Consider the following 25,056-nt stretch of genomic DNA (forward strand, 5'->3'; position numbering starts at 1 on the left):
GCTGCTGCCGGGCGGGACCCGGAAATACTAGCCCAGGAGGTTCAGGATCTCCGTCCGGGCGAACATTTGCGCGGCGGCGCGGGCCGACGGCGATCCCGCGTCCGGGTCTGCTCCGGCGTCCAGCAGGACGCGGGCAACATCGGTGTAGCCCTTGAAGGCGGCCCCGGCCAGCGGGGTCTGGCCCCGGTCGTTGGCGGCGTTCGCGTCGGCACCGTGCTTCAGGACCAGCTCAACGGTGTCCGCATGGCCGTGGTAGGCGGCCAGCATCAGCAGCGAGTCGCCGGCGGCATTGGTCAAGGTGGCGGGAGCACCGGCCTCGAGATAGGCGCGCAGCAGCGCCGAGTCCCCCTCCCGGGCAGCCTGGAAGAGCGAGTGCGCCAAAGCCAGCGCCTCGTCGTCGGGCCCGGCGTTGGTTTCCGCGTTGGTTCCGGCGTTGTCTGTCATTAGCGTGGCCCCCTGAGGAATCCGGTCTGGCGCCCCACCACCTGGCCGGCGTCGGGGGCAACGATGAGTTCCTGGGCGGCGGTATAGGGCTCGTCCCCGTCCAGGACCGTCAGTATTTCATCCGCCGCCACGGAACGCTTTATGACTGCCAGGGCCACGGGCCCCATTTCGTAATGCTGGGCCACGGACGTGACGGTTCCCACCTTCCGCTCCCCGACGAAGACCGGGCTGCCGGCCTCCGGCAGGGTGTGCTGGGACCCGTCGAGCTGGAGGAACACCAGCCGCCGTGGCGGGTGCCCCAGGTTGTGCACCCGCGCGATGGTTTCCTGGCCCTTGTAGCAGCCCTTGGCCAGGTGGACGGCGGTGCGGAGGAGGTCCAGTTCGTGCGGGATGGTTTTGTCGTCCGTTTCGGCGCCGATCCGGGGACGCCAGGCAGCGACGCGCAGTGCTTCTGCGGCGAGGACTCCGGCCAGCGGGCGCCCCTCCACGGCGTCCTCAAGCTCGGTGGCGGGAACCAGGTACTCAAACCACGGGCGCTCAAGCCCGGGGTGGGCAGCCGGCTCAACAGTGGCGTACGAGTAGCCGCCCGCCCCAACGTTGGGCCAGGGGTCCAGCCATACGAGCCGCTGCGGCCATTCGGGGACCGCTTTGGTGCTGCCCACCACGGCCCAGTCGGCGGAGACGTCGGCGATTTCCACCCGCAGCATGAACTTCATCCTGTTGAGGAACTCTGCCAGCGGGGCAGCTTCGGCAGCCTCCACGATCAGCCAGGTGGTCACGCCGTCGTCAATCACCCGCGCGTCGAAATCGATCCTGCCCTGCACGCTCAGGAGGAGCAGCTCGCTGGACTCGCCCGGCTGCAGGCCGGTGACCTGCTGGGAGGACAGCGTGTTGAGCCAGCTCAGGCGGTCCGGCCCGCTGACCGTCACCACACCGCGGGAGGAGAGGTCGACGACGGCGGTTCCGGCCGCGAGAGCGCGCTGCTCGCGAAGGGGCTCGCCGTAGTGGGCAGCGACGCCGGCGTCCGCACCCGCCGCCTCAACGGCTCCGGGGCGCGACAACAGAGGGCTGGGAGTAGTCATACTGGGGGCAACGTCCTTTGGTCAGGGAGTATTCCGGCCCGAGCTTGCGGGGGCAAGGAGCCGGTGCGGCCTTGCGAGGCTAGGGTGCGGGTGGGGAGTATTCCGGGTTTTCAAAATCGAAGCGGGTTCCGGCAGTCCATTCCTTGGGGAGGTTGCCGTACGCGGGGTAGCCGCCGGCGTCCTTGAGGGTCCGGGCGAGGTGCAGCAGGTTCCAGGTCATGAAGGTGGCGTTCCGGTTGGTGAAGTCCGTTTCGGGACCGCCGGAGCCAACATCGAGGTAGCTCGGGCCGGGACCCACAGCACCGATCCAGCCTGCATCGGCCTGCGGCGGAATGCTGAAGCCTATGTGCTGGAGGCTGTAGAGGACGTTCATGGCGCAGTGCTTGATGCCGTCCTCGTTGCCGGTGATCAGGCAGCCGCCTACTTTGGGATAGAACGCCCACTGGCCTTTGCTGTTGAGTTCGCCGGAGTGGGCGTAGAGGCGTTCGATCAGCTTCTTGGTCTGGGAGGAGTTGTCGCCGAGCCAGATGGGCCCGGCCACCACCACGATGTCCGCTTCCTGCACCGCCGGATACAGCCGGGGCCATTCGTCGGTGGGCCAGCCGTACTGGGTCATGTCCGGGTAGACGCCGCTGGCAATATCGTGGTCCACGGTGCGGATCACCCGGGTGCTGACGCCCTCTTTTTCCATGATGAGCCGGCTGATGGCGATCAGCCCGTCCGTGTTGGAGGTCTGCGGTGATCTCTTGAGGGTCCCGTTGAAGAAAACGGCCTTCAGGTCGCTGTAGTCCCGCTTATCCGGTGGGGCCTGCAGGTTCCGGGGATCTTCCATGTGGCGCGCCCCTCTTTCGTTCCTCCGGGCCTGTTGGGGTCAGGAAACTTTTTTGAGGAAGGCAGACGCGTGGGCTTCAAGCCCCTTGCCTTCCTTACCGCCAACGGCCACATCCCAACGCCAGAGGAGGTTACCGTCCACCAGCCCGAAGATCCGGGTGGCAGCACTATAGTCCTTGGAATGGCTTCCCCGCATCACCATGTCCGTGGTCAGCTGGATCTGCGGGCCCTTGATCTGCCCGTAGTACAGTTCCGAAATGCCACCGGGGTGGGCTATGGAGACGGAAATGTTGAAGCCGCCGTCGCTGTTGCGGAGCGCTTCCACCTCATCCGCGCTCTTGAGCACCGGCACAATGTCCGCAGGGATCAGGCCGGGGCCGCCGTCGGCATCCAGCTGTTCGCGCTCCAGTGCCCAGAAGCCGGCCTCGACCGTCAACGGCCGCAGGCGCGTGCCGTCGTCGTCCGTCAGCCAGCTCTCCGCACGGTACTGCAGGTACGGCAACCCGTTGTGCGTGAACGAAACGTGCTGCAGGAAATGCTCCGAATCCTCGTCCCCGCTGCCCAGCCGGCCGCGGCCCTCCCACTCACCAATGAGCCAGGAAAGCGGGACGAGTTCTGGAGTCAGGTCTGTGGGAATCTCAATCGGCACAGCGGTTACCTCGGGAAACTGGTGAGTGCGGAAAAGGGGTCTACTTCTGCCCTTTGAAGAGGCGGTAGACAACAAAGCCGGCAAACCACGCCATGGATACGCTGGCGATGCCGAGCAGGACAAGGAAGAAGATTTCAAATGCAAGTACGGACATGATGCCATCCTAACCGTTAGTAGATGAGTAGTTTGTCTATGAAGTAGGCCAACGAACCCACCGCCGAAACGGGCGCCAGGCCCATGCCAAGGGCAGCAGGAATATTAAGCGGAGCCCCGCGGAGGGTGACGAGACGCCGGAAGCTCACCAGCACGGCGCCCACCACCACACCGAAGATGGCGGCCGGCAGGACCGAAATGTCGGAGAGGACCAGCCCGGCCAGCGGACCGGCCAGCCCGGCGAGGACAATCCCGAGCGGCGCCACGATGCTGTCCGGCCAGCGGATCAGCCCCGCCAGCAGGGCCACCGCCGCGCTGATGGCCGCCACGAGCAGCATCTCGCGCACCCCGTTGAACCTGGCACCGGCGATCCATCCGGCGCCCAGGCAGGACAGCAGCACGCCCACCGAACATCCGAGGGTGGACTCCAGGCGCTGCGCCTGCCCGGTTCCGCGGATGAGCTGGACTACAAAGACCGCCATGATTCCCAGCGCGATGAAAGGCGGTGACCAGTCCAGGTAACCCGGGGCAGGCGCGTAGGCGGCGGCGAGGGCCGACCCGGCCCCGGCGAGGCCGATCACCGCGGCAAGGGTTTTCTTGGCGGGAATTCTGAGGAAATGCGGCCAGCCGGTGCCAACAGCGGCAGCGATGGCCACGGCGACGCCCACAAGGGCCTCACGGGACGTATAAACCCCGGCAATGATGGCTGCCAGCCCCGCGATGCCCGCCACACCGATGGTCCACGAGCCCAGGGAGCGCACGGGTGCCTGAAGTTCCGGCGTCATGCGGATCCCGGCCGGGGCTTAGTCTGTGCACTCACTGCGCTGCATCCCATCCTGCGTTGGCGTACGAAGACGGCGTCCGCCCTCAGTGCCAGGGCATCCAGCCTGCTCCAATCCTGCCTTATGTGAACGGGATATGTCGCAAAACGTATATTGATCCGAAACTTATCCATACCTGTTGCGGGCCTGCCGGGTATACTCGAGGCTCAGCTAAGTTCCCTGCTGAGGTGGCAGGATCGCTGCGGTTGCAGCGGCCCCAAAAACCGCGGCCGGGAGCTGGTACCGGCCGGTGAGAACCCGGTTCAGTCGCCCAAAGATGCGCGGACGGCCCTTGGAGGAACAATGTCGCACATCCTGTTATTGACGAACAGCACCGGATCATCGGTGGACATCCTCCCTGCCCTGGAACTGCTCAACCACCGCGTACATATCCTCCCGGCCGAGCCAACGGCACTCCTGGAGACCGACCCCTGCGATATCGTGCTGCTCGACGCACGCAAGGACCTCGTGGGCGCCCGGTCCCTCACCCAGCTCCTCAAGGCCACCGGCCTCAGCGCCCCTCTGGTGCTCATCCTGACTGAAGGCGGCATGGCTGCCGTTTCCTCCGCCTGGGCTGTGGACGACATCGTCCTCGAATCCGCCGGCCCTGCCGAAGTGGAAGCCCGCATCCGGCTCTCCGTTGCCCGGGCCGTCCCCGAGCAGGAGGATGCCCCGTCCGAGATCCGGGCCGCCGGCGTCGTTATCGACGAAGCGAGCTACACGGCCCGTGTGAACGGTGCGCCGCTGAACCTGACGTTCAAGGAATTCGAGCTCCTCAAGTACCTGGCGCAGCACCCGGGCCGCGTATTTACGCGCCAGCAACTGCTCACCGAGGTGTGGGGATATGACTACTACGGCGGCACGCGCACCGTGGACGTCCACGTGCGGCGGCTGCGCGCCAAACTGGGCGCGGACCACGAGAACCTCATCAGCACTGTCCGCAACGTCGGCTACCGGCTCACCCTGGTCCGGCAGCAGGAAGACGAACTGACCGAAGCCTGAGACGGCTCCGCTTCGGTCCCGGATGCGGCGAACCCGTATAGCCTTGCTTCATGACCCCAGCGCACCCTGAGAAGTGGCCCGTCCATGCAGTCTACGGCGCGGTTGACCAGCAGCTTCTGAAGGACTGCGGCAACCTCCTGACAGCGGCGGAAGAGTCGGACGGAAACCCGTCCATCTCCGAGCAGACCCTGATCAGCATGCGCGCCGGCGATTCCGCTGACCACAAGCTGCTGACCCTGGCCCTGTACGCACCGGACGAGGACTCGGATCCTTCCTCCGGCCAGGACCTGGCCGGGTTCGCCGCAGTGGTGGAGGAGACAGACGGCACCGGCGTGGTGGAGATCGCCGTCCACCCCAGCTACCGCAACCAGGGTGTGGCTGACCGCCTGGTGGGCGCCCTCCAGGACCGGCGCGGGTTCCACGGCCTGAAGGCCTGGTCCCACGGCAACCACGAGGCCGCCGCTGACCTCGCCGCCCGCTACGGCTACGTGCCCGTGCGTGAGCTGTGGAAGATGCGGATGACCACCGCGGCGGCGGACCTTCCCGACGCCGCCATGCCGGACGGCGTGGCCATCCGCACGTTTGTGCCGGGGCAGGATGAGGACGCCTGGCTGGCTGCCAACCGCGCCGCCTTCGCCCACCACCCGGAGCAGGGCAGCCTCACCCGGGCGGACCTTGACGCCCGGATGGCCGAATCCTGGTTCGACCCGGCAGGATTCCTGCTGGCCGTGGACGGGGAGGGCCAACTGCTCGGCTACCACTGGACCAAGGTCCATCCCCGGCACGGCTCGCATCCCGCCATCGGGGAGATCTACGTGGTAGGCGTAACCCCTGGGGCCCAGGGGTCAGGGCTGGGCAAGGCCCTCACGGTGGCAGGCATCAAACACCTGCAGGACCAGGGACTGCACGCCGTGATGCTGTATGTCGACGCCGATAACGCGCCGGCTGTTGCCCTGTACCGGCGGCTGGGCTTCACCCGCTGGGACATGGACGTGATGTACGGCCCGGCGGCGGGTTAGTCCAATCGCCTGACGCATGGGGTTCCGGACACTAAATCGAGGGCTTTGCCGCCGTGAAAGCTTGTAAGGTTGAAACAGAACCGCGCCGGCCGGAAACGGCAGCATCAAGCGCCAGGTAAAGGAGATGCCATGAACCCGGAACCGTCCGGAGCAGCCACGTCCCAAGAGGCTCCAGTCCCGGTGCGTGCGCGCTTCGGTTCCTCGGAGGTCCCGGCGTCGCGGGCCACGCAGGACCGCATTGACATCCCGGACTTTGCGCCCAACCTCGAGCCCGAAGGGGATATCCGGCCGGACCGCTTCCTGGACCGCGAACTAAGCTGGCTCGCGTTCAATTCCAGGGTTCTGGAACTGGCCGAGGACCCCACGCTGTATCTGCTGGAGCGGGTCAACTTCCTGTCCATCTTCGCCTCCAACCTGGACGAGTTCTTTATGGTCCGCGTTGCCGGCCTGAAGCGGCGTATCGCCACGGGACTCGCTGTCCCCTCCCCCGCCGGCCTGAGCCCGGTGGAGGTGCTGGAAAAGATTGGCGAGGAAGCGCACCGGCTGCAGCAGCGCCACGCCCAGGTCTTCGCCGACCAGATCCGCCCGGCCCTGGCCTATGAGCACATCCACCTCATGCACTGGGACGAACTGGATGACGCCGCGAAGCAACAGCTCAGCCAGATGTTCGCCGAAAAAGTGTTCCCCATCCTGACGCCCCTGGCTGTGGACCCGGCGCACCCGTTCCCGTACATTTCGGGGCTTTCGCTGAACCTGGCCGTGGTGGTCCGCAACCCGGTGAGCGACAAGGAACTGTTCGCCCGTGTCAAGGTGCCGGACCAACTGCCGCGCCTGATCTCCATCGACGGTCCCCGCGCCGGTGCAGTGCCCGGCCGGGTGGCCCGCTTCATCGCGCTTGAGGAAGTCATAGCCGTCCACCTGGACAGGCTGTTCGCCGGCATGGAGGTCCTGGAACACCACACCTTCCGCGTCACCCGCAACGAGGACGTGGAGGTGGAAGAGGACGACGCCGAGAACCTCCTGCAGGCGCTGGAGAAGGAACTCCTGCGCCGCCGTTTCGGCCCTCCTGTGCGGCTTGAGGTCACCAACGACATCAACCCCAACATCCGGGCACTGCTGATCCGCGAACTCGGTGTTGAGGAGTCCGAGGTCTACTCGGTCCCCGCACCGCTGGACCTTCGCGGACTGTCGGTCATCGCGGGCATCGACCGCGCCGACCTGCACTACCCCAAGCACGTGCCCCACACCTCCCGCTACCTCAACGAGTCCGAGACGTCCAAGGCAGCCAACGTCTTCGCGGCGATGCGCCGGCGGGACATCCTGCTCCACCACCCGTACGATTCGTTTTCCACCTCGGTGCAGGCGTTCCTGGAGCAAGCGGCGGCGGACCCCAAGGTGCAGGCCATCAAGCAGACCCTGTACCGCACCTCGGGGGACTCCCCCATTGTGGACGCCCTGATTGATGCGGCCGAGGCCGGCAAACAGGTCCTGGCCCTGGTGGAGATCAAGGCCAGGTTTGATGAGCAGGCGAACATCTCCTGGGCCCGCAAGCTGGAACAGGCCGGCGTGCACGTGGTGTACGGCATCGTTGGCCTGAAGACGCACTGCAAGCTCTCACTGGTGGTTCGCCAGGAAGTGGACGGCCTGCGGCGTTATTGCCACATCGGCACCGGCAACTACCACCCCCGGACGGCCCGCTACTACGAGGACCTTGGCCTCCTGACCGCCAATGAACAGGTGGGCGAGGACCTGTCCAAGCTGTTCAACCAGCTCTCCGGTTACGCCCCCAAGTCAACCTTCAAGCGCCTCCTGGTCGCTCCGCGTTCGGTGCGTTCGGGCCTGATCGACCGGATCGAGACCGAGATCCGCAACGCCAGGGCGGGGCTGCCGGGCCGCGTCCAGATCAAGGTCAACTCCATGGTGGACGAAGCCATCATCGACTCGCTCTACCGTGCATCGCAGGCCGGCGTGAAGGTGGACGTGGTGGTCCGGGGCATCTGCTCACTGCGCCCTGGCGTGCCGGGGCTCAGCGAAAACATCACGGTCCGCTCCATCCTGGGCAGGTTCCTGGAGCACTCCCGCGTGTTCGCCTTCGCCAACGGCGGGGACCCTGTGGTGTATATCGGCTCTGCGGACATGATGCACCGCAACCTGGACCGCCGGGTGGAAGCCCTGGTCCAGCTCAGCGCACCCGACGACATCAACTATGTGCTGGACCTGCTGCGCCGCTACATGGCGCCGGAAACCGCCAGCTGGCACCTGGACAACGAGGGGAAGTGGACTCGCCACCACCTGGGCGACGACGGCAGGCCGCTGGAGGACGTTCAGTCGTTCCTGCTGGCGTCGCGGCCACGGCAACGCAGCCTGAGCCGACGGTAAGGGCCGCGGTTTTGTCGAGCGACGCACTTGTAGCCGACCAGACAGACCACCCAGGCGAACCGGTAGCCGTCACGGCTGCCGGTGCGCTGCCTTGGCGTCTGAACAAGGACCAGCTTGAGGTCCTGCTGATCCACCGGCCCCGCTATGACGACTGGTCCTGGCCGAAAGGCAAGATTGACGACGGTGAGACCGTCCCTGAGTGCGCCGTCCGCGAGGTGTGGGAGGAGATAGGGCTCAGAGCGTCGCTGGGCATCCCGCTGCCGCCGATCCACTACCATGTGGCTTCCGGCTTGAAGGTGGTCCACTACTGGGCTGTCCGGGTCAACGGCGACAGGTTGGTGCCCGACGGGAAGGAGGTGGACAGCGTGATGTGGTGCCCGCCCGAAAAGGCGGCCCGGCTGCTGTCCAACCCGTCCGACGTCGCGCCCCTCGAGTACCTGCGGGACGCCCATGAGCGCGGCGAACTGAACACCTGGCCCCTCCTGGTGCTCCGCCACGCGAAGGCGAAACCCCGCTCGTCCTGGTCGAAGGCCGAAGGTGAGCGCCCGCTGGCGGCCACCGGAACCCGCCAGGCGCAGGCCGTGGGCCGGCTGCTTCAGACCTGGAAGCCGCTTCGGGTGGTCACCAGCCCGTGGCTGCGGTGCGTGGCCACCGTGGCACCATACGCGAAGGCGTCCGGCGCGAAGGTGAAACTGTCGGAGGCGTTGACCGAACACCGCCATGGGCGGAACCCGAAGAAAACAGCAGCCGTCGTCGAGGCCCTTTTTGACAAGCAGCGGCCTGTGGTTCTCTGCACGCACCGCCCGGCGCTGCCCACCGTGTTCGGGCAACTGGCCAAACACATGCCGCAGCACCTGGCCGCACTCCTGCCCACCGAGGAACCGTATCTGTCCCCCGGCGAACTCGTGGTGTGCCATGTGGCCCCGGGCGCCAAAAACAGGATCGTGGCAGTGGAGCAGTTCAGGCCCTTCGACGACTGAGGTGGCGGCCGCAGCTTGACCCCCGGGAAGCCGGGGAGGGGAAGAACTGATGAAAATGGATCCGGGCAAAGGGCGGCGGCGGACCTGGTTCGTGCCGTCCCTGCTGCTGCTGGCGGCCACCGCTGTACTGGGAACAGCCCTGTACCCGGGCATGCCGAACTCTGTCCCTGTGCATTGGGATGGCGCGGGCGAGCCTGACAGGTTTGCCGGCAAGTCAGTGCCAGCCGTCTTTTCGTCGCTGCTGATAGGGGCCGGAGTGGTGGCATTCCTGTGGCTGTTGCACCGGTTCCTTCCAGCGGCCGCAGTCAAAGGCGGACCTGCGGATCCCCAGCGGGCCGCCATCGAAGCCACAGAAGGCAAAAGAGTCCTCGCGGATCTGACACCGGCCCTGGCCGTGCTGTTGTGCTGGCTGAGCATCCGTGGCTGGCTGGAGCTCGCCGGGCCCTGGACAATGTGGCCGCCGGTCGTCCTGCTGATGGTCTACGCCGCGATATTAGTGGTCCGGGCCGTCCGGGCCGCCTCCGTGCCTCCCGCTGTTCCCCCGGCGCCCCGGTAGACTTTAGGCGTGAGCATCCCAACGCCTTATGAAGACCTCCTGCGCGATGTCCTGGCTTCCGGCACGCACAAATCGGACCGTACCGGAACCGGAACCACCAGCGTTTTCGGGCGCCAAATCCGCTTTGACCTCGCGAAAAGCTTCCCGCTGATCACCACCAAGCGGGTCCACTTCAAGTCCGTGGCGGTGGAGCTTCTGTGGTTCCTGCGCGGCGAAACCAACATCAAGTGGATGGTGGACCAAGGCGTCACCATCTGGAATGAATGGGCAGACGCCGACGGCGACCTGGGCCCCGTCTACGGTGTGCAGTGGCGCAGCTGGCCCACCCCTGACGGCGGCCACATCGACCAGATCGCCGAGCTTATTGAGAACCTGAAGTCCAACCCGGACTCGCGCCGGCACATCGTCTCCGCCTGGAATGTGTCCGAACTCCACGACATGGCGCTGCCACCGTGCCACGCGTTCTTCCAGTTCTACGTGGCGGACGGCAAGCTGTCCTGCCAGCTGTACCAGCGCTCCGCGGACATGTTCCTGGGCGTGCCGTTCAACATCGCCTCCTACGCACTGCTCACCTGCATGGTGGCCCAGCAGGTGGGACTGGAGCCCGGCGAATTCGTCTGGACGGGCGGCGACGTGCACATCTACGAAAACCACATGGACCAGGTCCTCAAGCAGCTGGAGCGGGAGCCGTACGAGTACCCGCAGCTGAAGCTCACGCGCAAGCCCGCTTCGATCTTCGACTACACCCTTGAGGACTTCGAAGTGGTGGGTTACCAGCACCACCCCACGATCAAGGCTCCGATCGCGGTATGAGTACGGAAAACTCCACCGATCCGCAGTCCTTCACGGAAGAGCTGGCCGCATCGGTGACCGGTGTGGGCCTGGTGTGGGCGCAGACGCCCGACGGTGTCATCGGCAAGGACGGCGACATGCCGTGGCACCTGCCCGAAGACCTCAAACACTTCAACCGGCTCACCATGGGCCACCCCGTGGTAATGGGCCGCAAGACCTGGCTGTCCTTCCCGGACAAGTTCCGTCCGCTGCCCGGCCGCACCAACATCGTCATCACCCGGCAGAAAAGCTGGGCCGACACGCCTGAGGCGGAGGGCGCCGTCGTAGTTCCCTCCCTTGATGACGCGCTGCTGGAGTCGCAGTTCGTCGACGGCGGGGAGACCGTCTGGATTCTGGGCGGCGGCGAGATTTTCCGCCAGTCCACCGAACTCGCCAACGTCGCGGTTGTCACCACCATCGACGTCGATGCCGACGGCGACACGTTCGCCCCCGAGCTCGGCACCGGCTGGGAAGCGGCTGCTTCCGTCCCACCGGACGGCTGGCTGACGGCCGCCAACGGCACACGCTACAGATTCACCAAATGGTCTCGGACTGAGGGCTAGGAACATGCTGAAGAAACCTGAAACCCTGTTCGTCCTCGGCTACATGCTGCTGCCCTTGCTGGCGCTGCTCTCCGCCATCGTGGGGCTGACCATGATCCTGGGCGGCAATAAGATCGCCGGCGCCATTGTGCTGGTGGTGGTGACGCAGGTGTTCGCGTTCGGCGCCTTCTTCGCCCTCCGTGCGCGGAAAGCTGCTGTGCTGGAGGAGTCGGAGCGCGGCTAGCACCTTGTGCCGCACATGGGGAGGACACCCCATCGTGGCAGGATCCGGCGGCTACTAGGCTGGGCTGAGTTTCAGCGTGACAGAGAAATTGGGGGACCTCCGGGTGGCAGGAAATTTGTGGGGCGCGGACGTAGCCGAACTGCGGACGTTGGCAAAGCAGTTCGGCAAGACGGCGGACCTGCTGCTGCAGCAGTCCACACAGCTGAGCAGCCAGATCAACAATTCGCCTTTATGGACGGGCCAGGACGCGGTTGCGTTCCGGTCCGAGTGGAACGGCAGCCACCGGGCCATGCTGCAGCAGGCCGCCTTCGCGCTGAAGCAGGAATCCAAAAAGCTCCTCGAGAACGCCAACCAGCAGGAGAAGGCGAGCAACGGCGGTGGAGGCGGACTGGATGCGGGGGTGCCGGGCGGTAACGGCCCCGGCGGGACGGTCCCCGGTCAAGGTAGCACCAACCCCTGGGGCCCCGACTGGCTGGCAGACCCGGACTCGCCGTTCCGCGACGGCTGGGACATCTACGGCCTCACCAAGGCGTTCCCGAACCTCCGGGCAGGTCTGTTCGACATCGGCGCCATGCTCCATAAGTCGCGCATCGGTGATTTTATGGACCCTGCGGCCTGGCGGGCCTTCCAGAACTCCAATGAGTTCAGCAAGTTCTTCAACCTGTCCAACAGCCTGTTTGAAGGAAAATTCCACGAGGTGCTGAACCTCGCCGATGGAACCAATGCGTTCAAATACCTCGACGCCTTCGGCAAGGGCCTCGGCGTTGTGGGCGTGGGACTGGACAGCCTCGACGCCTTCAACAACTTCCAGGAGGGCGATTACGGTTCTGCTGCCTACTCCACCACCAAAGCACTGCTGGGCGCGGGTTCGTTCCTGCCACCACCGGCGGGTACGGTCTGTATGGTGGCCAGTGGCGCCCTGGCCCTCTACGACAACGTCCCCGTCATCCACGACTCCGTGAACTACGTCGGAGACAAAATCGCGGATGGCGCACAGGCCGTAGGCGGGGCCATCAGCGACGGAGTCGACGCCGTCGGCGACTTTTTTGGCTTCTGAGAACTGAGGAGAACAACCAGTGACTGAAACAACGACAGCCCGGTCCTCGGCCTCCGGCCAGGCCTATCCCGACGCGATCGGTTTCGGCTTCGCCGAACTCCTGGTGCTCCTGAACCTCCGGCGTGGCCCGGCGGCCGAAGCCTCGGCCAAGGCACTGCGGCTTGAGGCTGAACTCGACGACGCCTCCCTGCTCTCCGCCGGAGCCTCGTCCCTGGTGGCCCGCGGCGCCGCCACCGTTGGACCGGGTGGGGAACTGTCCGTGGCCGGCCCGGTCGCAGCCGTGACCCAGGCCCTGACCGAGGCAGCCAAGCGGGTACAGATCAACCTCCTGACGGCGGACTCCGTGGACAATGTCCTGTCGGTGGAATCCGCCGAGTACCGGATCCTGCTGCAGCCCCGCGCCCACCTCAGCTGGTTCGCGATGGCCCAGCGTCCCGATTCCACCCCGGCGGAAGGCAACTTCTTCATCGTGCGCAAGCACCTCGAAGACCACCCAGCCGGCGGAGCCACCATCCGTTTACTGGCGGACGGCGCGGAAAAACAACTTCTGGTCAAGCGCAGCGGACAGGGCTGGGCAGTAGGGTACGGCGTCATCGATGCGCCCTCCGAACCCATCCAGGAAATCACGGGCCTGACGGACAGCCAGGTCCTGGACCACATCCGATCGATCCGGCAGGACTAGCGTGCAGAACGGCATTCCAGGCAGCAACGCGGGCGGCGGCCCCAACTCCGATGACCAGGTCCGCGCCTACCACGACCAGGCGCTGGCGCGCGGTGACAAGCGATTCCTTTTCCGGACAGTGGACGGCCGGCTGCACAGCTATGCCAAGGATGAGCTTGGTGTGGTGACAGCCAGCTCCCACCCGCAGGTGCGGTCCGCCGGCGGTTTCCTGGTGTTGGCGGTCTTCTTCGCCGCGCTGGCGGCGTTCTCCCTCCTGCTGGTGACTGGACCCACCAGCCGTGGCCAGGACCCCTTGTGGGGAGCGTTGATCCTGACCGTCGCCGGAGCAGGCGGTGTGCTCTATGCCGTGCGCATGGCAGGTGTGGCTTCCAAAGCCAAACGGCTCCGGGCGGAGCGCGGAATCCCCGAGCCCACGGCCCGCCAGTTCGATATGTAGGGTGCCCAAACGATGGAAATGGGCGGTGAACGCGCGCGGCGCAACGACACCCTTTACACCGAGCACGCGGCGTGACGTAACCGACTGCACTGTGCCGGTTCCGAAGTCTAAACTGTACGAATGACTACAGCAGCTACCCCTTCCGTCGGCCTGGTCGGATGGCGCGGCATGGTCGGTTCCGTCCTCATGCAGCGCATGCAGGACGAGGGCGACTTCGCCAACATCAACCCGGTGTTCTTCTCAACTTCCAACGCGGGAGGTGCCGCGCCTTCCTTCGCTGAAGGCGCCGGCAAGCTCGAAAACGCGTTCGACGTCGACACGCTGGCCAAGCTGCCCATAATCGTCACCGCACAGGGCGGCGACTACACCAAGCAGGTCCACGGCGAGCTCCGCAGCCGCGGCTGGGACGGCCTCTGGATCGACGCCGCCTCCACCCTGCGCATGAACGATGACTCGATCATCGTCCTGGACCCCATCAACCGCGACGTCATCGACAAGGGCCTGGTCAACGGCACGAAGGACTTCATCGGCGGCAACTGCACGGTGTCCTGCATGCTTATGGGCCTCGGCGGCCTGTTCAAGAACAACCTGGTGGAGTGGGGCACCTCCATGACCTACCAGGCTGCTTCCGGCGGCGGCGCCCGGCACATGCGCGAGCTGCTCAGCCAGTTCGGCACGCTCAACGCCGAGGTCAGCACCGAACTGGACGACCCGGCGTCGGCCATCCTCGACATTGACCGCAAGGTCCTGGCCCACCAGCGCACGGACATCGACGCCACCCAGTTCGGTGTGCCGCTGGCCGGCTCCCTGATCCCCTGGATCGACGCGGACCTGGGCAACGGACAGTCCAAAGAAGAGTGGAAGGCCGGGGTTGAGACCAACAAGATCCTGGGGACCTCCGCGGAAAACCACGTGGTCATGGATGGCCTCTGCGTCCGCATCGGCGCCATGCGCTCCCACTCCCAGGCCCTCACCCTCAAGCTCCGCGAGGACCTGTCCGTCGCCGAGATCGAAAAGCTCCTGGCCGAGGACAACCAATGGGCCAAGGTGGTTCCGAACACCAAGGAAGCTTCCATGGCGGAACTGACCCCCGTCGCCGCTTCCGGCACCCTGGACATCCCCGTGGGCCGCATCCGCAAGATGGAAATGGGCCCGCAGTACATCAGCGCCTTCACCGTGGGCGACCAGCTCCTCTGGGGCGCTGCCGAGCCGCTGCGCCGCATGCTCAACATCGCCACCGGCAACCTGTAGAGCCTCCCGCTGCCACGAGCGGCCCTGACCCGCATAACCGCTGCTGCCCGGCGCCGGTTAGGCGGGGCAGGGCCGCTCGGGCGTTACTGGCCACTCAGGCGGGGCGGCGCGCGCAGAGTCAGGCCCCCAGGAAGGCGAGGTAGCGTTGGGCGGCGCGGGTGAAGGCAGCCTGCGCGGCCGGCCCCAGTGGCCGGCCGTCATCAAAGAGTTCAGGCACGACGCCGGCACCTGGGCGGGTGCCTTCCCGCGCCCACGTGCCAATCACCTCTCCCCCGGCCACCACCGTTCTCTTGAAGACGCCGTTGCCGCCGGGCACGATCCTGTTGGCATGCTCAGGAGCCAGGACGAGGCTCCGGTCCTGGTACCCCAGCACAAGCTCGTCGAAGCCGGGCAACAGGAGGACCGACCGCTGGCCGGGGACGCCGCCGTCGAGCAATGAAGCCGTTTCCGGCGACACCCAGTAATTCAAGCCCTCAAACTCCAGCTCCACCAGCTGGTCCTTAACGCCCTCGAAGGCGGCCCTGACCTCGGTGAACGGAATCTGCGTCCACCAGGCGAAGTCACGCAGCGTGGCGGGGCCGTGGCTGCGGAAGTAGCGCAGGGCGAACTCGGCAATACCCTCTTCACGCCCGAGTTTCCGCGACACCGGAATCCACTCGTCGAAGGCCACCAGCAACTGTTGGTTTCCGGCCAGCGGCCCCTGGACCAGCCAGCCATGCCGGCACAACGTTCCCAGGATGTGGATGCCGCGCTGGCCTGTGGTGGGCTGCCCGGCCGCTTCAAACACCTCGAATAACCCGCTGCGGCTCAACGATCCGCCACCGGAAACCCGCTCCAGGGCAACGCCGCGGCAGTTTTCAATATCGGTCCAGGTGATGTCCAGTTCCCGGTGCCGGGAAGCGATACCCTTGGTGAGCCGTTCCGCCGTGAGGTTCAGCATCCAGCCCAGGTCCTCCGGCGCCACCAGGTGCAGCGTTCCGCGCATCGGCCAGGACCGGACCACGGCGCCGGAATCAAGGGCGGAACGGACGTCCGCCAGGCCCGAACCCGGCGCCCGGAGCCCCACGGCCCACAGCGCCGCCTGGAGGTCCTGGGCCTGCATGGCGGTCATCCAGCGGACCGCCTCCGGCACGGAGGACAGTCCCGGGGCGAGCAAGCCTTGGGAGGCCAGCCGCAGCCGGCCCATGATCCTGGGGCTGAGCCGTTTCAGGGCCAATCCTGACATGCCCTCATCCTAGGCCAGGCGCAGCAGGGCTGGTCAGTGCCGCGCAGCCGCGGCGGTTAGGGTGGAACCATGACTTTGGGGAGTTTGTGGCAGTTGCCCGCGCGTGAAACACAAGGCTGGATGATCGGCGGGACCGCGTCTGTCCTGCTCGGTGTTGGGTTGGGAGTCCCGGCCGTTACCGGATTCCTGGCTCACGGGGAATCCGAACTTTCGCTGCTGCTGCCTTCCCTCGCCTTCAGCCTCGGAGGTGGCTACGCCGTCCTTTTCCCCGGCATACGGGTGAACCGCAGCCCACTCCGCGTTGTCCGCGACTGGAAGCACCACCCGGGCGGCGGGAAAGTCCTCTGGGTCCTCTCGCACGCCGTCGCAGTGGCGGGACTGGTGGCCTGTATCATCGCCGGCCGCGCCAATCCCGCGCTTCCGGGGCTCCTGGTCTGGCTGTTTATGGGGCCCTACCTTGCGTTGTCGGGCTGGGCTGCAGCCATGCTGGGCATGGCCGCGCATGTCCGCGCCGCCCAAGCATTGGAGTGCGCCGGCAACGGCGGGCGGCCAGCCGAGGTCAGAGCGTCAGGCCAATAAGCAGCGGTTCCGGGTGCAGCGCAATTCCGAAGCGGCGTTCGACGCCGGCACGCACCTCGCGCGCAACGGCCACCACATCTGCTGCCTTGGCTGAGCCGCGGTTGGTGATGGCCAGGGTGTGCTTGGTGGACAGGGACGCCCGGCCGCCACTGACACTGTCCGGTTCCAGCCCAAAGCCTTTCCCAAAGCCCGCCTGGTCGATCAGCCAGGCAGCGGAAAGCTTTACCAGCCCGTCCCGGCCGCCCGGGTAGCGGGGCGCGCTTTCCGGCAGCGCCGCGGCGACCTCCGCCGGGACGATCGGGTTGGTGAAGAACGACCCCGTGGAATAGGTGTCCCGGTCCGCCGGGTCCAGGACCATGCCCTTCGACGCCCGGAGCCGCAGCACCTCCCGGCGCACATCCGTGGAGTAGGCGCGCTTTCCCTGCTCCACGCCCAGCGAGCGGGCCAGTTCGGCGTACCGGATGGGGGCGCTCATCCGTCCGATCGGCAGCTGGAACTCCACCGTCAGCACCACGTAGCGGGGTGAACCGTTGACGGTGGTCTGCTTCAGGATGGAGTCCCGGTAGCCGAACTTCAGCTCCGAGTTCGTGAAGGTTTTGACGGCGTTCCGCTCGCGGTCCCAGGTCCGCACAGCGGCGATGGTCTGCGAAACGTCTGAACCATAGGCGCCCACGTTCTGAACGGGGGTTGCCCCGGTGGAGCCCGGGATGCCGGCCAGGGCCTCGATCCCGGACCAGGCGTGCAGGACGGCGTGCTGCACGAGCTTGTCCCAGTTGTGTCCGGCCTGCACCACCACGGCCACCCCGCCGCAGGAGTCCTCGGCATTGACGGTGAACCCCTCCGAGGCGATCTTGACCACGGTACCTGGGAAGCCGTCGTCGGAAATCAGCAGGTTGGAGCCGCCGCTGATGATCAGCAGCGGCTCCCCTGCTGCGTCCGCGCTGCGGACGGCGTCGATGATGTCAGCCTCGGAGCGGGCCTCGATAAAGGTGCCCGCTGGGCCTCCGACGGCGGCCGTGGTGAACTGGGAAAGCAGGGTGGAAGTCACCAGACAACCCTATCGGGAAAGTGCGACACGCTTCCGGCTCAGCTAAGCCGGACCACGGCCTGGGCCTTCATCAGGACTTTCTGGCCCGCCGAAACCACGGTGAGGTCGATACGCGCGGTGTTGGTCTCGGCGTCGAGCTTGCCGATGAGGCCACTGACCTCGATGGTGGCGCCGGGCTCCTCGGTGCCCGTGGTGTCGGTGACCAGGACAGGCTTGGTGAAGCGGGTCTGGAAGTCCACGACGGCGGCCGGGTCGCCCGCCCAGTCCGTGACCAGCTGGACGGCGGAGCCCATGGTGAACATGCCGTGGGCGATGACGCCGGGCAGTTCCACGCCGGTGGCGAAGGCTTCATTCCAGTGGATCGGGTTGAAGTCCCCGGACGCACCGGCGTACTTGACGAGGTCGGTGCGGGTGACCTCGATGGTGCGGCTGCCGATCTCCTGGCCGGGGCTGAGTTCGTGGATGCTGAGGCTCATGGCTACTGTCCCTCTCCGCGGACCAGGATGGATGACGTGGTGGTGGTGACGGGCTCGCGGGCATCGTCCGCGCCGAGGGCGAAGACTTCCGAGCGGGTGGTGATCATGGCTCCCCCGCCCATCGCCCTGACGCCGTCCACATGCAGCTCCGCCACCAGCCGGTCGCCGGCGAAGATGGGGCGGTGGTGGGTGAAACGCTGGTCGGCGTGGACCACGCGGGAGAAGTCGATGCCGGCCTCCGGATCCTCGATGAGCTGGGCGTCGGCCCGCTGGGCGATGATGATGGCAAACGTCGGCGGGGCAACAAGGTCGGCATGGCCCAAGGCTTTGGCGGCGTCCACGTCGAAGTGTGCAGGGTGGGTTGCCTTGACGGCGCGCGCGAACTCGCGGATCTTCTCGCGGCCGACGTCGTACACCTCTGCGGCAGGGTAGCTTCTGCCCTGCAGGTCCGGATTGATAGTCATGGGCCCAAGCCTATCGTCCGGCTCCGGAGCGGCCCGAAAGGTTACCGGCGCAGGTTCTTCCGGATGGACTGGCCGCGGACCACGATGCCGGCGATGTGCAGCACGAGTCCCAGCCCGATCAGGGGCAGGGAGGCCACCGCCAGTGCCTGGTTGCCGCTGGTGTTGCCGATGAGGTTCAGGATGATGCCGACGGCGATCAGCCCCATCGCGCTGAACACCAGGACTTTGTAGCGGGTCGGCGCGGTGGCCCAGAATTCGTTCAGCACCGTGCCAGTCTACCGGGCAGGGTCCGGTGGTCCTTCGGCAGCCGGGGCGGGCTGCGGGTCAGAACAGCGCTTCCTGGACCGCCGGAACCTCGGAGCGGTGTTCCCCGAGTTCGATGGTGCGGCCTTTGAGCCGGCCCAGGTCCAGCACGAACTCCAGGTCAGTTCCCTCCAGGGTGGCCAGCACAAAAGGGCCGCAGACGGAGCGGATGGTAAAACCGTGGGCGCCGGCATCGAGCTCGTGCGGATAGGGGTGCCGGGCAGTTACGGAACACAAACGCCCCGCCAGCCCCGGCCTCTTCCAGGTTTCCTGCACCACCTCGAAACCGGTTTCGCCCGCCGTGGACAGAAGCCGGCGCGCATCGTCCGCCAGCGCGGCGTTGTGGGAACTGAGCCGGTCTGCGGGTGCGGGGGCCGCCAGGGCGGCAGCCTTGGCGGCGGAACGCACCTGCTGCGGCAGGCCGCCGTCGCGCGTTACCAGGTCCTCGAGGATCCGCACCACCCGTCCGTCGGCAGCGCGGGCAACGTAGCTGGCAGCCACGGCGCCCTGTTCGGCGAGCCGCTGCCACTTGCGGAGGTCCGACGCTGTCCCCACCTTGCTGGCCCCGTTGGCGAAGGTGGCCACATACAGCCAGTGCGGCTGCATGAGGTAGCTGCGCAGCCCGGGCGGGACGCCGCCGCCCCGGTGGAATTCGTGCATCAACCGGAACTCGTCCGCCACAAAGCACCGCTCGCACTGATGGCCGCGGGCCGCCGGAGACTGGTTCCTGCACAGGACATGGTCCCGGCGGGCAGGTCCGTGCACCCGGTGATGGCCCAGGCAGGACTTCCTCCCGGCGGCGAGCCGGAAGCCCAGCCGCGTGCCGTCGTCGAGCGCTGTTTCGAGGAAGGTGCCGTCAGGAGCCTGGAGGCGCAGGACGGGAGGCGCCCCAGGCGCGCCGGCCTGCTCAGGCGGCGCAGGCCAAAAGACCCCGTGGACCAGATAGGGCGTATCGGTCACGGGGTCTCCTGAAAGAAAGGGTTGCTACAGCGCGGGCTGCACTCCAAAGGCTACCGCGAGCTTCATGATCTTCTCGGCGCGGCCCAGGCGGGGCAGGTCGGAGCCGTCGCGGATGACGCGGCCGTTGGCTTCGAAGTCTGCCATGAAGTCGGTGGCCCAGGCGACGTCGGACGGCGTGGGGCTGATGACCTCGTTGATGACGGGGGTCTGGTCGATGGCCAGGCAGAGCTTGCCGGTCATGCCCATCATCACCGTGATGCCGGTCTGCTCGCGCAGGATGGGGTGGTTGGTGCCCACCGTGGGGCCATCGATGGGGCCCGGCAGGTTGCCCACACGGCTGGCGACAACCAGCTTGGCGCGGGGGTAGGCCATGGCTTCGGCGGTGGCGGCCATGCCGGTGTCGCGGCGGAAGTCGCCGGAGCCGAAGGCCAGGCGGAACGCGCCCTGGGCCTTGGCGATGTGGTTTGCTTCCTCGATGCCGACGGCGGATTCCACGAGCGGGATGACGGGCGTCTTGCCGTCCATGCGGTGGAAGCTCTCGGTGACCTGGTCCGCGGATTCAGTCTTCGCGAGCATCACGCCAAGCAGGCCCGGGGTGCCGCGGAGGCCCGCGAGGTCGTCCGCCCAGAAGGGGCTGGTGGCGTCGTTGATGCGGACCCAGGCCTTGCCGCCCGCGGTCAGCCAGTCGATGACGTTGTTCCGGGCCTGGTCCTTCTGCGAGGGGTCCACGGCATCTTCAATATCCAGGATGATCGAGTCGGCGCGGGAGACGGCCGACTGGTCGAAGAGCTCGGTCTTCATGGCATTCACGAGGAGCCAGGAGCGGGCGATCTCTGCTGGGATATTGCGTTCCGGCCTTACGGTCTCGGTGGCGATGGTAGACGTCATGTATCTACCGTATCCGGCCAGGAAGGGGCACGGGGACGAAAACGGCCGGCTCGGGAGGATCAATACGAACTAAACGGGTTGTGACGGGGCGGTGGGACCCCGCCTGGTCCTGTCAGCCGCGAAGCGCGTTCAGCAACCGGGCAAAAGCCGGACACTCCCCGCCCGACGACGGGCAGGCCGCCTCGGCGTCCATCGCTTGGCGGAGCCGCTCCTGGCTGAGCGGGGACAGCGTCCAGCCCAGCGGGGGGTCCAGGGCCGGCCGGGTGGCCGGAGCCACCCGCACCGAACTGCCGCCGAGGCTCCCGGTAAAAGCGGCGCGGGCGGCCAGGCACCGCACTGACGCCGGCGCACAAACGTCGGAGCCGGCGTCGAGCCTTTGCATCCAGCTGGTGGCATCCGACTGCAGGTTCTTGGCGCTGATGCCCACGAGCGGAACGGCGAGTTCTCCGGCCAGTTCGGGCGGGCCTGCCACCACGTCCGCGCCTATGGAATTCTGCAGGAAGAGGAAAACGGGCATCAGGAACGGCTGTCCGGCTGCCGCCTCGCTGTTGCGTGACCGGAGGGCCGCCTGGAACACCGGCCAGAGGTCGTGCAGCGTGCCGAGGCCGGAGCCTTCGGAGTATCCGCCGTCGATGGCCTGGTAGGCGTGCGCCGGTCCGCAGTCCCCGTTGTGCCGGTATGGGATGCGTCCTGCCGGCGAGATGATGGGGAACCGGGCGGACAAAAGGGACGCCGTGGACCACGAGAGACGCAATGGGCAGGCGTCCGGGGCCAGGAGGTCGATGGACAGCGGTGTGGCACCCTCGCGGCAGCTTTCGCTCCTGGGCACCGCGTCCTGGGCCTCGTATCCTGTCTGGGTTCTGCTGGCGCCGGACAGGTCGATCTGGCTGATGAGCAGCCGGCACCCGATGCCGGACGCCGTGGAATTCAGGACCAGCGCCCCGGTGCGGCCGTTGCCTGGATCCGCCGCCTCCCACGGTTCAACGAGCCTGCCCGCGGCCCGTTCCCACGCGCGTTCCATCGCGGCTGCCCGGTCCTGCCAGGCCGCGCCGGTGTCCGTTGCAGGGCCGGTTCCCACCAGGACGTCGGTGCCGCCCGCCACGAGGTCGCCCACCAGCGCCCCGGCCACCCCGGCCGCGAGCGCTTCCGGCCCGGCGAGCCTGGCCACCACGTCCACCGGGTCCTCGTTCCCGCCACCGTAGAGCTGAGTGACCACGAGCCCCAGGGACCCTCCGCTGATGCCGCTGGAGAGAATGACTGACTCACTCCCGCAGGGAATTTCTCCGAGTTTGTCCAGGGCTGCGACAGCCCAGGCAGCGGCGCGGATCCCGCCGCCCTCGGCAGCCACGAAGACCACCGGCCGGACTGTTGCCGTGCCTTCAGCCGTGGCCACTTCCACGGAGCAGCCCGCATTGGCGCTGAGCCATTGATCCACGTAGTCCTGCACTGCAGGGCGCGCGGCCCTGGCCGGTTCGCCGGCTGCCTCACGGACTGCGTGGATCCTCGGGTCGCCGCCGCCCAGGGACGTCACGGCCAGGGTCAGCAGGACCAGGCTGACAATCGGGTTTGCCCGGAGGCCAAGCTTTTCGAAGATCCAGATGGCCCGCTGCTGCTGCAGCTCCACCACCAGGAAGCCCACCACTACGGTCCAGGCCAGGACGCTGACGACGGCGGTGGCCGGGACTCCGAGGAACCGGGTGGTTTCGGCGGGGGCGGCAAGGAGGAACGCCAACACCACTGCCGCCAGCAGCAGGGATGCCCGGGACGCTTTAATGGCCGCAGACGAGGAAGGAGTGGTGGGATCAAGCAGACCGGAGAGCCCGGTGGTCATCGCCTGCCACGTCCCGCGCAGGAGGAGGGCCGTGGCGTAGAACGCGCCGAGCACCACCAGCCAGCCGAAGGCAAGGAACAGCCCGGACCAGCCATAGGGCGCCGGCCCTCCGTTGGCCAGGCCCAGCACCACGGGCCCGGTGAAGGACCGGACCAGCGCCATGCCGGACACTACCGCGAAGGAGCAGGCCAGCACATCCCCGCAACGCCAGGCCTCCACGGCCCTGGCTACGTCCAGCGGCCACGGTGTGGGCTGCTGGGACGGGTACTTGTTGCGCAGGCACAGCGAAAGGACCATCACGACGGCGGGAATGGCGAGCGCGGCAAGGATCCAGGGTCCGGGCGGCTGGGGAAGGTGCCCGGTGAGCGCAGCCAGGACCAGCCCGGCGACGAGCAGCGCGGGACCGTACAGCCACCACCGGACCACGGCCGGCGGCTTGGGCACCTGCGTGACATGCAGGGCCCAGGCCAGCTCGGACCGCCGCCGTCCCAGCACGAAGAGCCCTGCAGCGCCCACCAGGACCACCACGAAAGCCATCCACCAGTGCGGGGAGGCGAGCCCGTCCGCTGCCCAGGGCCGCTGGGCGTCGGGAAGCTGGTCACTCACCCCGGGGATGGGGAGCAAGGCCATGGCGGCGACGCCCAGCACGGCGGCGAGGCTCAGCCGCTGGAGGAGGACGGCCTGCCGGGTGCGCCGCTGCCGCAGGGCCAACCACCGGCGCAGCACGCGGTAGTAGAGGACTGAGATTCCCAGGAGGGCAAGCGACGCCCATTTGGCGTACGCAAGGACCGCCAGGGCCAGCGCGGTGCCGGCGCTCTGGAAATGCGTGGACAGGTGGGCCAGTGCCACGGATTCGCCCAGCTCACACCCCAGCACCACCAGTACCAGTGCCCGCAGCCACCGGAAGCGGTGCAGTACCCGCCAGAGGAGGCTGAAGTACCCGAGCGCAAACAGGGCGTCCGCCACGGCATACATCTGCAGGTAACGGCCCAGTTCGGCCGCCTGCACCGTGTCCAGTCCGCGCCACAGTGTCCACGAGTCGACCCGCTGCCCGGCTTCCAGCCCCTGCAGGCCGCCGGCGGTGCGGCTCGCTCCGCTTCCGGCCGGGACCGCCCCGGCAATCAGCCTGTCCGTCTCGGCCATGGTGACCCAGAGGGCCAGCAGGGCGGAGACAACGGTGGCGGTGCGCCAGCGGAAGATCCGCTCAGCGTAAGGGGGTAGAACGGTACCTTCCATCGGAGCGGACATGACGCAACCCCCATCGGCCTGGCGCCCCTGCATCACCAGCGATATCGGTGCGTGCTTGAATGGTGCGCCAGGCCGGGAGCGCTGTCAATCCGCTGTTGTACGAGGATGGGTCAGGGGATGTTGCTGCCGCGCGCCGTCACCCAGAGTTTGTACCAGTCCGCGCGGCTCATGGCCTTGGCCACGCGGGCGGCGTCCGCGCAGGCGCGGATGCGGCGGGGGTTGACCGTCCCGATCACCGGCGCGATGCCGGCCGGGTGCCTCATCAGCCACCCCAGCAGCACTGATTCACCGGAACTGCCGTACTCCCCCGCCAGCTCCGCCACCAGTGCTGCGGTGGCCGCCTCTGCCGGGGTTTGACTGTCGGGTTCCGCCCCCGTGTACAGGCCTCTGGCGAGGGAGCCGTAGGCCTGCAGCGTGACTCCGTTGCGTGTGCAGTATTCAAGCGTGCCGTGCGGGAAGCTGTAGTCCAAGTGCTCGGCGTGGTTCACCAGCACCTGGCTTTCCAGCCAGGCCCGCTTGAGCAGGCTCATCTCCAGCTGGTTCGCCACCACGGGAGTTTCCAGCCGGTCCTGCAGCGCCTCGATCTGCGCACCGGACATGTTGGACACGCCCAGCTGCCGGACCTTGCCTTCCACCATCAGCTGCCCGACGGCGGAAGCAACCTCCGCCGGGTCCGCCAAGGGATCGGGGCGGTGCAACAGGAGGATGTCCACATAGTCCGTCCGCAGCCGCTTCAGGCTTTCGTTGACCCGCTCCAGGATGGCTTCCCGGCTGAGGTCATAGTGGGTCTGCAGCCCGCGTTCGTTCAGCCTGATCCCGCACTTGGTCTGCAGCCTGATGCGGTCCCGGAGCCCCGGCGATGCAGCGAGCACCTCGCCGAACACCGCTTCGGACTTGCCGCTGCGGTAGATGTCCGCGTGATCGAACAGCGTGATTCCGGCGTCCAGGGCAGCCGAGACGGCGGCAGCGGCCTCGTCCACATGCTCACCGGCGTGGGGCTCGTCGGACCAGCTGCCGCCCAGGCCCATGCAGCCGTAGATGAGTTCCTGCATCAGGAGTGCAGCCCCTTACGGTG

Annotated in this window: 27 protein-coding genes; 13 read left to right on the top strand and 14 right to left on the bottom strand. The window is 67.1% G+C overall.

The features are described from left to right. Positions 1-27: 27 nt before the first annotated feature. From BACI348_RS15045 to BACI348_RS15065, 5 genes are all read right to left on the bottom strand, one after another. Entirely contained in the window at positions 28-444 is a 417-nt protein-coding gene (locus BACI348_RS15045) for an ankyrin repeat domain-containing protein (protein ID WP_159827089.1), read from the bottom strand. After that, a complete protein-coding gene (gene ygfZ / locus BACI348_RS15050) occupies positions 444-1,526 on the bottom strand; it encodes a CAF17-like 4Fe-4S cluster assembly/insertion protein YgfZ (protein WP_201298434.1) in 1,083 nt (360 codons plus the stop codon). Before ygfZ ends, BACI348_RS15045 begins: the two co-directional genes overlap by 1 nt. Positions 1,527-1,605: 79 nt before the next feature. After that, positions 1,606-2,358 carry a flavodoxin family protein gene (locus BACI348_RS15055; protein WP_159827092.1) on the bottom strand — a complete coding sequence of 251 codons (753 nt, stop codon included), beginning with the start codon at positions 2,356-2,358 and terminating at the stop codon, positions 1,606-1,608. Between the two features lie 39 nt (positions 2,359-2,397). Then, positions 2,398-3,006 carry a nitrobindin family protein gene (locus BACI348_RS15060; RefSeq protein WP_159827095.1) on the bottom strand — a complete coding sequence of 203 codons (609 nt, stop codon included), beginning with the start codon at positions 3,004-3,006 and terminating at the stop codon, positions 2,398-2,400. A 170-nt stretch (positions 3,007-3,176) separates the two neighbouring features. Further along, complete coding sequence (locus BACI348_RS15065; protein ID WP_159827098.1) at positions 3,177-3,944, bottom strand: permease; 768 nt, start codon at positions 3,942-3,944, stop codon at positions 3,177-3,179. A 339-nt stretch (positions 3,945-4,283) separates the two neighbouring features. Here BACI348_RS15065 and BACI348_RS15070 point away from each other — a divergent pair, with 339 nt between their 5' ends. The 12 genes from BACI348_RS15070 to asd all read left to right on the top strand — a co-directional run bounded on the left by BACI348_RS15070 (position 4,284) and on the right by asd (position 14,959). Further along, positions 4,284-4,982, top strand: a complete 699-nt coding sequence (locus tag BACI348_RS15070) for a winged helix-turn-helix transcriptional regulator (protein WP_159827101.1) — start codon at positions 4,284-4,286, stop codon at positions 4,980-4,982. 50 nt (positions 4,983-5,032) lie between these two features. Next, a complete protein-coding gene (mshD, locus tag BACI348_RS15075; RefSeq protein WP_159827104.1) occupies positions 5,033-6,001 on the top strand; it encodes a mycothiol synthase in 969 nt (322 codons plus the stop codon). A 129-nt stretch (positions 6,002-6,130) separates the two neighbouring features. Then, positions 6,131-8,380 (top strand): RNA degradosome polyphosphate kinase, encoded by a 2,250-nt coding sequence (locus BACI348_RS15080; RefSeq protein WP_159827107.1) that lies wholly within the window; start codon positions 6,131-6,133, stop codon positions 8,378-8,380. Positions 8,381-8,391: 11 nt separating this feature from the next. After that, on the top strand, positions 8,392-9,360 hold the full coding sequence (locus BACI348_RS15085) for an NUDIX hydrolase (RefSeq protein ID WP_159827110.1): 969 nt from the start codon (positions 8,392-8,394) through the stop codon (positions 9,358-9,360). A 49-nt stretch (positions 9,361-9,409) separates the two neighbouring features. Continuing rightward, complete coding sequence (locus BACI348_RS15090; protein ID WP_159827113.1) at positions 9,410-9,916, top strand: DUF1648 domain-containing protein; 507 nt, start codon at positions 9,410-9,412, stop codon at positions 9,914-9,916. 9 nt (positions 9,917-9,925) lie between these two features. Next, a complete protein-coding gene (locus BACI348_RS15095; protein ID WP_159827116.1) occupies positions 9,926-10,729 on the top strand; it encodes a thymidylate synthase in 804 nt (267 codons plus the stop codon). Then, a complete protein-coding gene (locus tag BACI348_RS15100) occupies positions 10,726-11,310 on the top strand; it encodes a dihydrofolate reductase (RefSeq protein ID WP_159827119.1) in 585 nt (194 codons plus the stop codon). The genes BACI348_RS15095 and BACI348_RS15100 overlap by 4 nt, the downstream gene beginning before the upstream one ends. A gap of 4 nt (positions 11,311-11,314) precedes the next feature. Beyond that, positions 11,315-11,533 (top strand): NF038396 family protein, encoded by a 219-nt coding sequence (locus BACI348_RS15105; RefSeq protein ID WP_066277964.1) that lies wholly within the window; start codon positions 11,315-11,317, stop codon positions 11,531-11,533. Positions 11,534-11,609: 76 nt separating this feature from the next. Then, positions 11,610-12,590 (top strand): WXG100 family type VII secretion target, encoded by a 981-nt coding sequence (locus BACI348_RS15110; RefSeq protein WP_236557573.1) that lies wholly within the window; start codon positions 11,610-11,612, stop codon positions 12,588-12,590. A 19-nt stretch (positions 12,591-12,609) separates the two neighbouring features. Beyond that, positions 12,610-13,272, top strand: a complete 663-nt coding sequence (locus BACI348_RS15115; RefSeq protein ID WP_159827122.1) for a hypothetical protein — start codon at positions 12,610-12,612, stop codon at positions 13,270-13,272. Between the two features lies 1 nt (position 13,273). Next, the gene (locus BACI348_RS15120) at positions 13,274-13,708 is read left to right on the top strand and encodes a hypothetical protein (RefSeq protein ID WP_159827125.1); all 435 of its coding nucleotides are present in this window, start codon (positions 13,274-13,276) and stop codon (positions 13,706-13,708) included. A 120-nt stretch (positions 13,709-13,828) separates the two neighbouring features. Beyond that, the gene (gene asd, locus BACI348_RS15125) at positions 13,829-14,959 is read left to right on the top strand and encodes an aspartate-semialdehyde dehydrogenase (protein WP_159827128.1); all 1,131 of its coding nucleotides are present in this window, start codon (positions 13,829-13,831) and stop codon (positions 14,957-14,959) included. A 118-nt stretch (positions 14,960-15,077) separates the two neighbouring features. Here the strand turns inward: asd and BACI348_RS15130 are convergent, their stop codons facing one another. Continuing rightward, positions 15,078-16,184 (bottom strand): winged helix DNA-binding domain-containing protein, encoded by a 1,107-nt coding sequence (locus tag BACI348_RS15130; protein ID WP_159827131.1) that lies wholly within the window; start codon positions 16,182-16,184, stop codon positions 15,078-15,080. Between the two features lie 69 nt (positions 16,185-16,253). On the opposite strand from BACI348_RS15130, the gene BACI348_RS15135 reads away from it, so the two are divergent. Continuing rightward, complete coding sequence (locus BACI348_RS15135; RefSeq protein WP_159827134.1) at positions 16,254-16,763, top strand: hypothetical protein; 510 nt, start codon at positions 16,254-16,256, stop codon at positions 16,761-16,763. Here BACI348_RS15135 and BACI348_RS15140 read toward each other — a convergent pair. The 8 genes from BACI348_RS15140 to BACI348_RS15175 form a co-directional block, all read right to left on the bottom strand. Beyond that, positions 16,744-17,811, bottom strand: coding sequence for a UDP-N-acetylmuramate dehydrogenase (locus BACI348_RS15140; protein WP_159827137.1), 1,068 nt, complete (start codon positions 17,809-17,811; stop codon positions 16,744-16,746). The genes BACI348_RS15135 and BACI348_RS15140 overlap by 20 nt on opposite strands. A 38-nt stretch (positions 17,812-17,849) precedes the next feature. After that, on the bottom strand, positions 17,850-18,287 hold the full coding sequence (locus tag BACI348_RS15145) for a MaoC family dehydratase (RefSeq protein WP_159827140.1): 438 nt from the start codon (positions 18,285-18,287) through the stop codon (positions 17,850-17,852). A 2-nt stretch (positions 18,288-18,289) separates the two neighbouring features. Then, positions 18,290-18,751 (bottom strand): FAS1-like dehydratase domain-containing protein, encoded by a 462-nt coding sequence (locus BACI348_RS15150; protein WP_159827143.1) that lies wholly within the window; start codon positions 18,749-18,751, stop codon positions 18,290-18,292. A 41-nt stretch (positions 18,752-18,792) separates the two neighbouring features. Further along, entirely contained in the window at positions 18,793-19,017 is a 225-nt protein-coding gene (locus BACI348_RS15155) for a DUF3188 domain-containing protein (RefSeq protein WP_159827146.1), read from the bottom strand. Between the two features lie 58 nt (positions 19,018-19,075). After that, positions 19,076-20,014, bottom strand: coding sequence for a DUF2797 domain-containing protein (locus BACI348_RS15160; RefSeq protein ID WP_159827149.1), 939 nt, complete (start codon positions 20,012-20,014; stop codon positions 19,076-19,078). Between the two features lie 24 nt (positions 20,015-20,038). Continuing rightward, entirely contained in the window at positions 20,039-20,902 is an 864-nt protein-coding gene (locus tag BACI348_RS15165) for an HpcH/HpaI aldolase/citrate lyase family protein (RefSeq protein WP_159827152.1), read from the bottom strand. Positions 20,903-21,014: 112 nt separating this feature from the next. After that, positions 21,015-23,981, bottom strand: a complete 2,967-nt coding sequence (locus tag BACI348_RS15170) for a hypothetical protein (protein ID WP_159827155.1) — start codon at positions 23,979-23,981, stop codon at positions 21,015-21,017. Positions 23,982-24,091: 110 nt separating this feature from the next. Beyond that, on the bottom strand, positions 24,092-25,033 hold the full coding sequence (locus BACI348_RS15175) for an aldo/keto reductase (RefSeq protein WP_159827158.1): 942 nt from the start codon (positions 25,031-25,033) through the stop codon (positions 24,092-24,094). Positions 25,034-25,056 lie beyond the last annotated feature (23 nt).

Origin of the sequence: Arthrobacter sp. 9AX (assembly GCF_902506095.1) — a bacterium.
Taxonomy (GTDB): domain Bacteria; phylum Actinomycetota; class Actinomycetes; order Actinomycetales; family Micrococcaceae; genus Arthrobacter.

Coding starts and splice junctions, on each gene's coding strand:
- BACI348_RS15045 (WP_159827089.1), bottom strand. CDS start 444: ATGACAGACAACGCCGGAACCAACGCGGAAACCAACGCCGGGCCCGAC.
- ygfZ (WP_201298434.1), bottom strand. CDS start 1,526: ATGACTACTCCCAGCCCTCTGTTGTCGCGCCCCGGAGCCGTTGAGGCG.
- BACI348_RS15055 (WP_159827092.1), bottom strand. CDS start 2,358: ATGGAAGATCCCCGGAACCTGCAGGCCCCACCGGATAAGCGGGACTAC.
- BACI348_RS15065 (WP_159827098.1), bottom strand. CDS start 3,944: ATGACGCCGGAACTTCAGGCACCCGTGCGCTCCCTGGGCTCGTGGACC.
- BACI348_RS15070 (WP_159827101.1), top strand. CDS start 4,284: ATGTCGCACATCCTGTTATTGACGAACAGCACCGGATCATCGGTGGAC.
- mshD (WP_159827104.1), top strand. CDS start 5,033: ATGACCCCAGCGCACCCTGAGAAGTGGCCCGTCCATGCAGTCTACGGC.
- BACI348_RS15080 (WP_159827107.1), top strand. CDS start 6,131: ATGAACCCGGAACCGTCCGGAGCAGCCACGTCCCAAGAGGCTCCAGTC.
- BACI348_RS15090 (WP_159827113.1), top strand. CDS start 9,410: ATGAAAATGGATCCGGGCAAAGGGCGGCGGCGGACCTGGTTCGTGCCG.
- BACI348_RS15100 (WP_159827119.1), top strand. CDS start 10,726: ATGAGTACGGAAAACTCCACCGATCCGCAGTCCTTCACGGAAGAGCTG.
- BACI348_RS15105 (WP_066277964.1), top strand. CDS start 11,315: ATGCTGAAGAAACCTGAAACCCTGTTCGTCCTCGGCTACATGCTGCTG.
- asd (WP_159827128.1), top strand. CDS start 13,829: ATGACTACAGCAGCTACCCCTTCCGTCGGCCTGGTCGGATGGCGCGGC.
- BACI348_RS15130 (WP_159827131.1), bottom strand. CDS start 16,184: ATGTCAGGATTGGCCCTGAAACGGCTCAGCCCCAGGATCATGGGCCGG.
- BACI348_RS15135 (WP_159827134.1), top strand. CDS start 16,254: ATGACTTTGGGGAGTTTGTGGCAGTTGCCCGCGCGTGAAACACAAGGC.
- BACI348_RS15145 (WP_159827140.1), bottom strand. CDS start 18,287: ATGAGCCTCAGCATCCACGAACTCAGCCCCGGCCAGGAGATCGGCAGC.
- BACI348_RS15150 (WP_159827143.1), bottom strand. CDS start 18,751: ATGACTATCAATCCGGACCTGCAGGGCAGAAGCTACCCTGCCGCAGAG.
- BACI348_RS15165 (WP_159827152.1), bottom strand. CDS start 20,902: ATGACGTCTACCATCGCCACCGAGACCGTAAGGCCGGAACGCAATATC.
- BACI348_RS15170 (WP_159827155.1), bottom strand. CDS start 23,981: ATGTCCGCTCCGATGGAAGGTACCGTTCTACCCCCTTACGCTGAGCGG.
- BACI348_RS15175 (WP_159827158.1), bottom strand. CDS start 25,033: ATGCAGGAACTCATCTACGGCTGCATGGGCCTGGGCGGCAGCTGGTCC.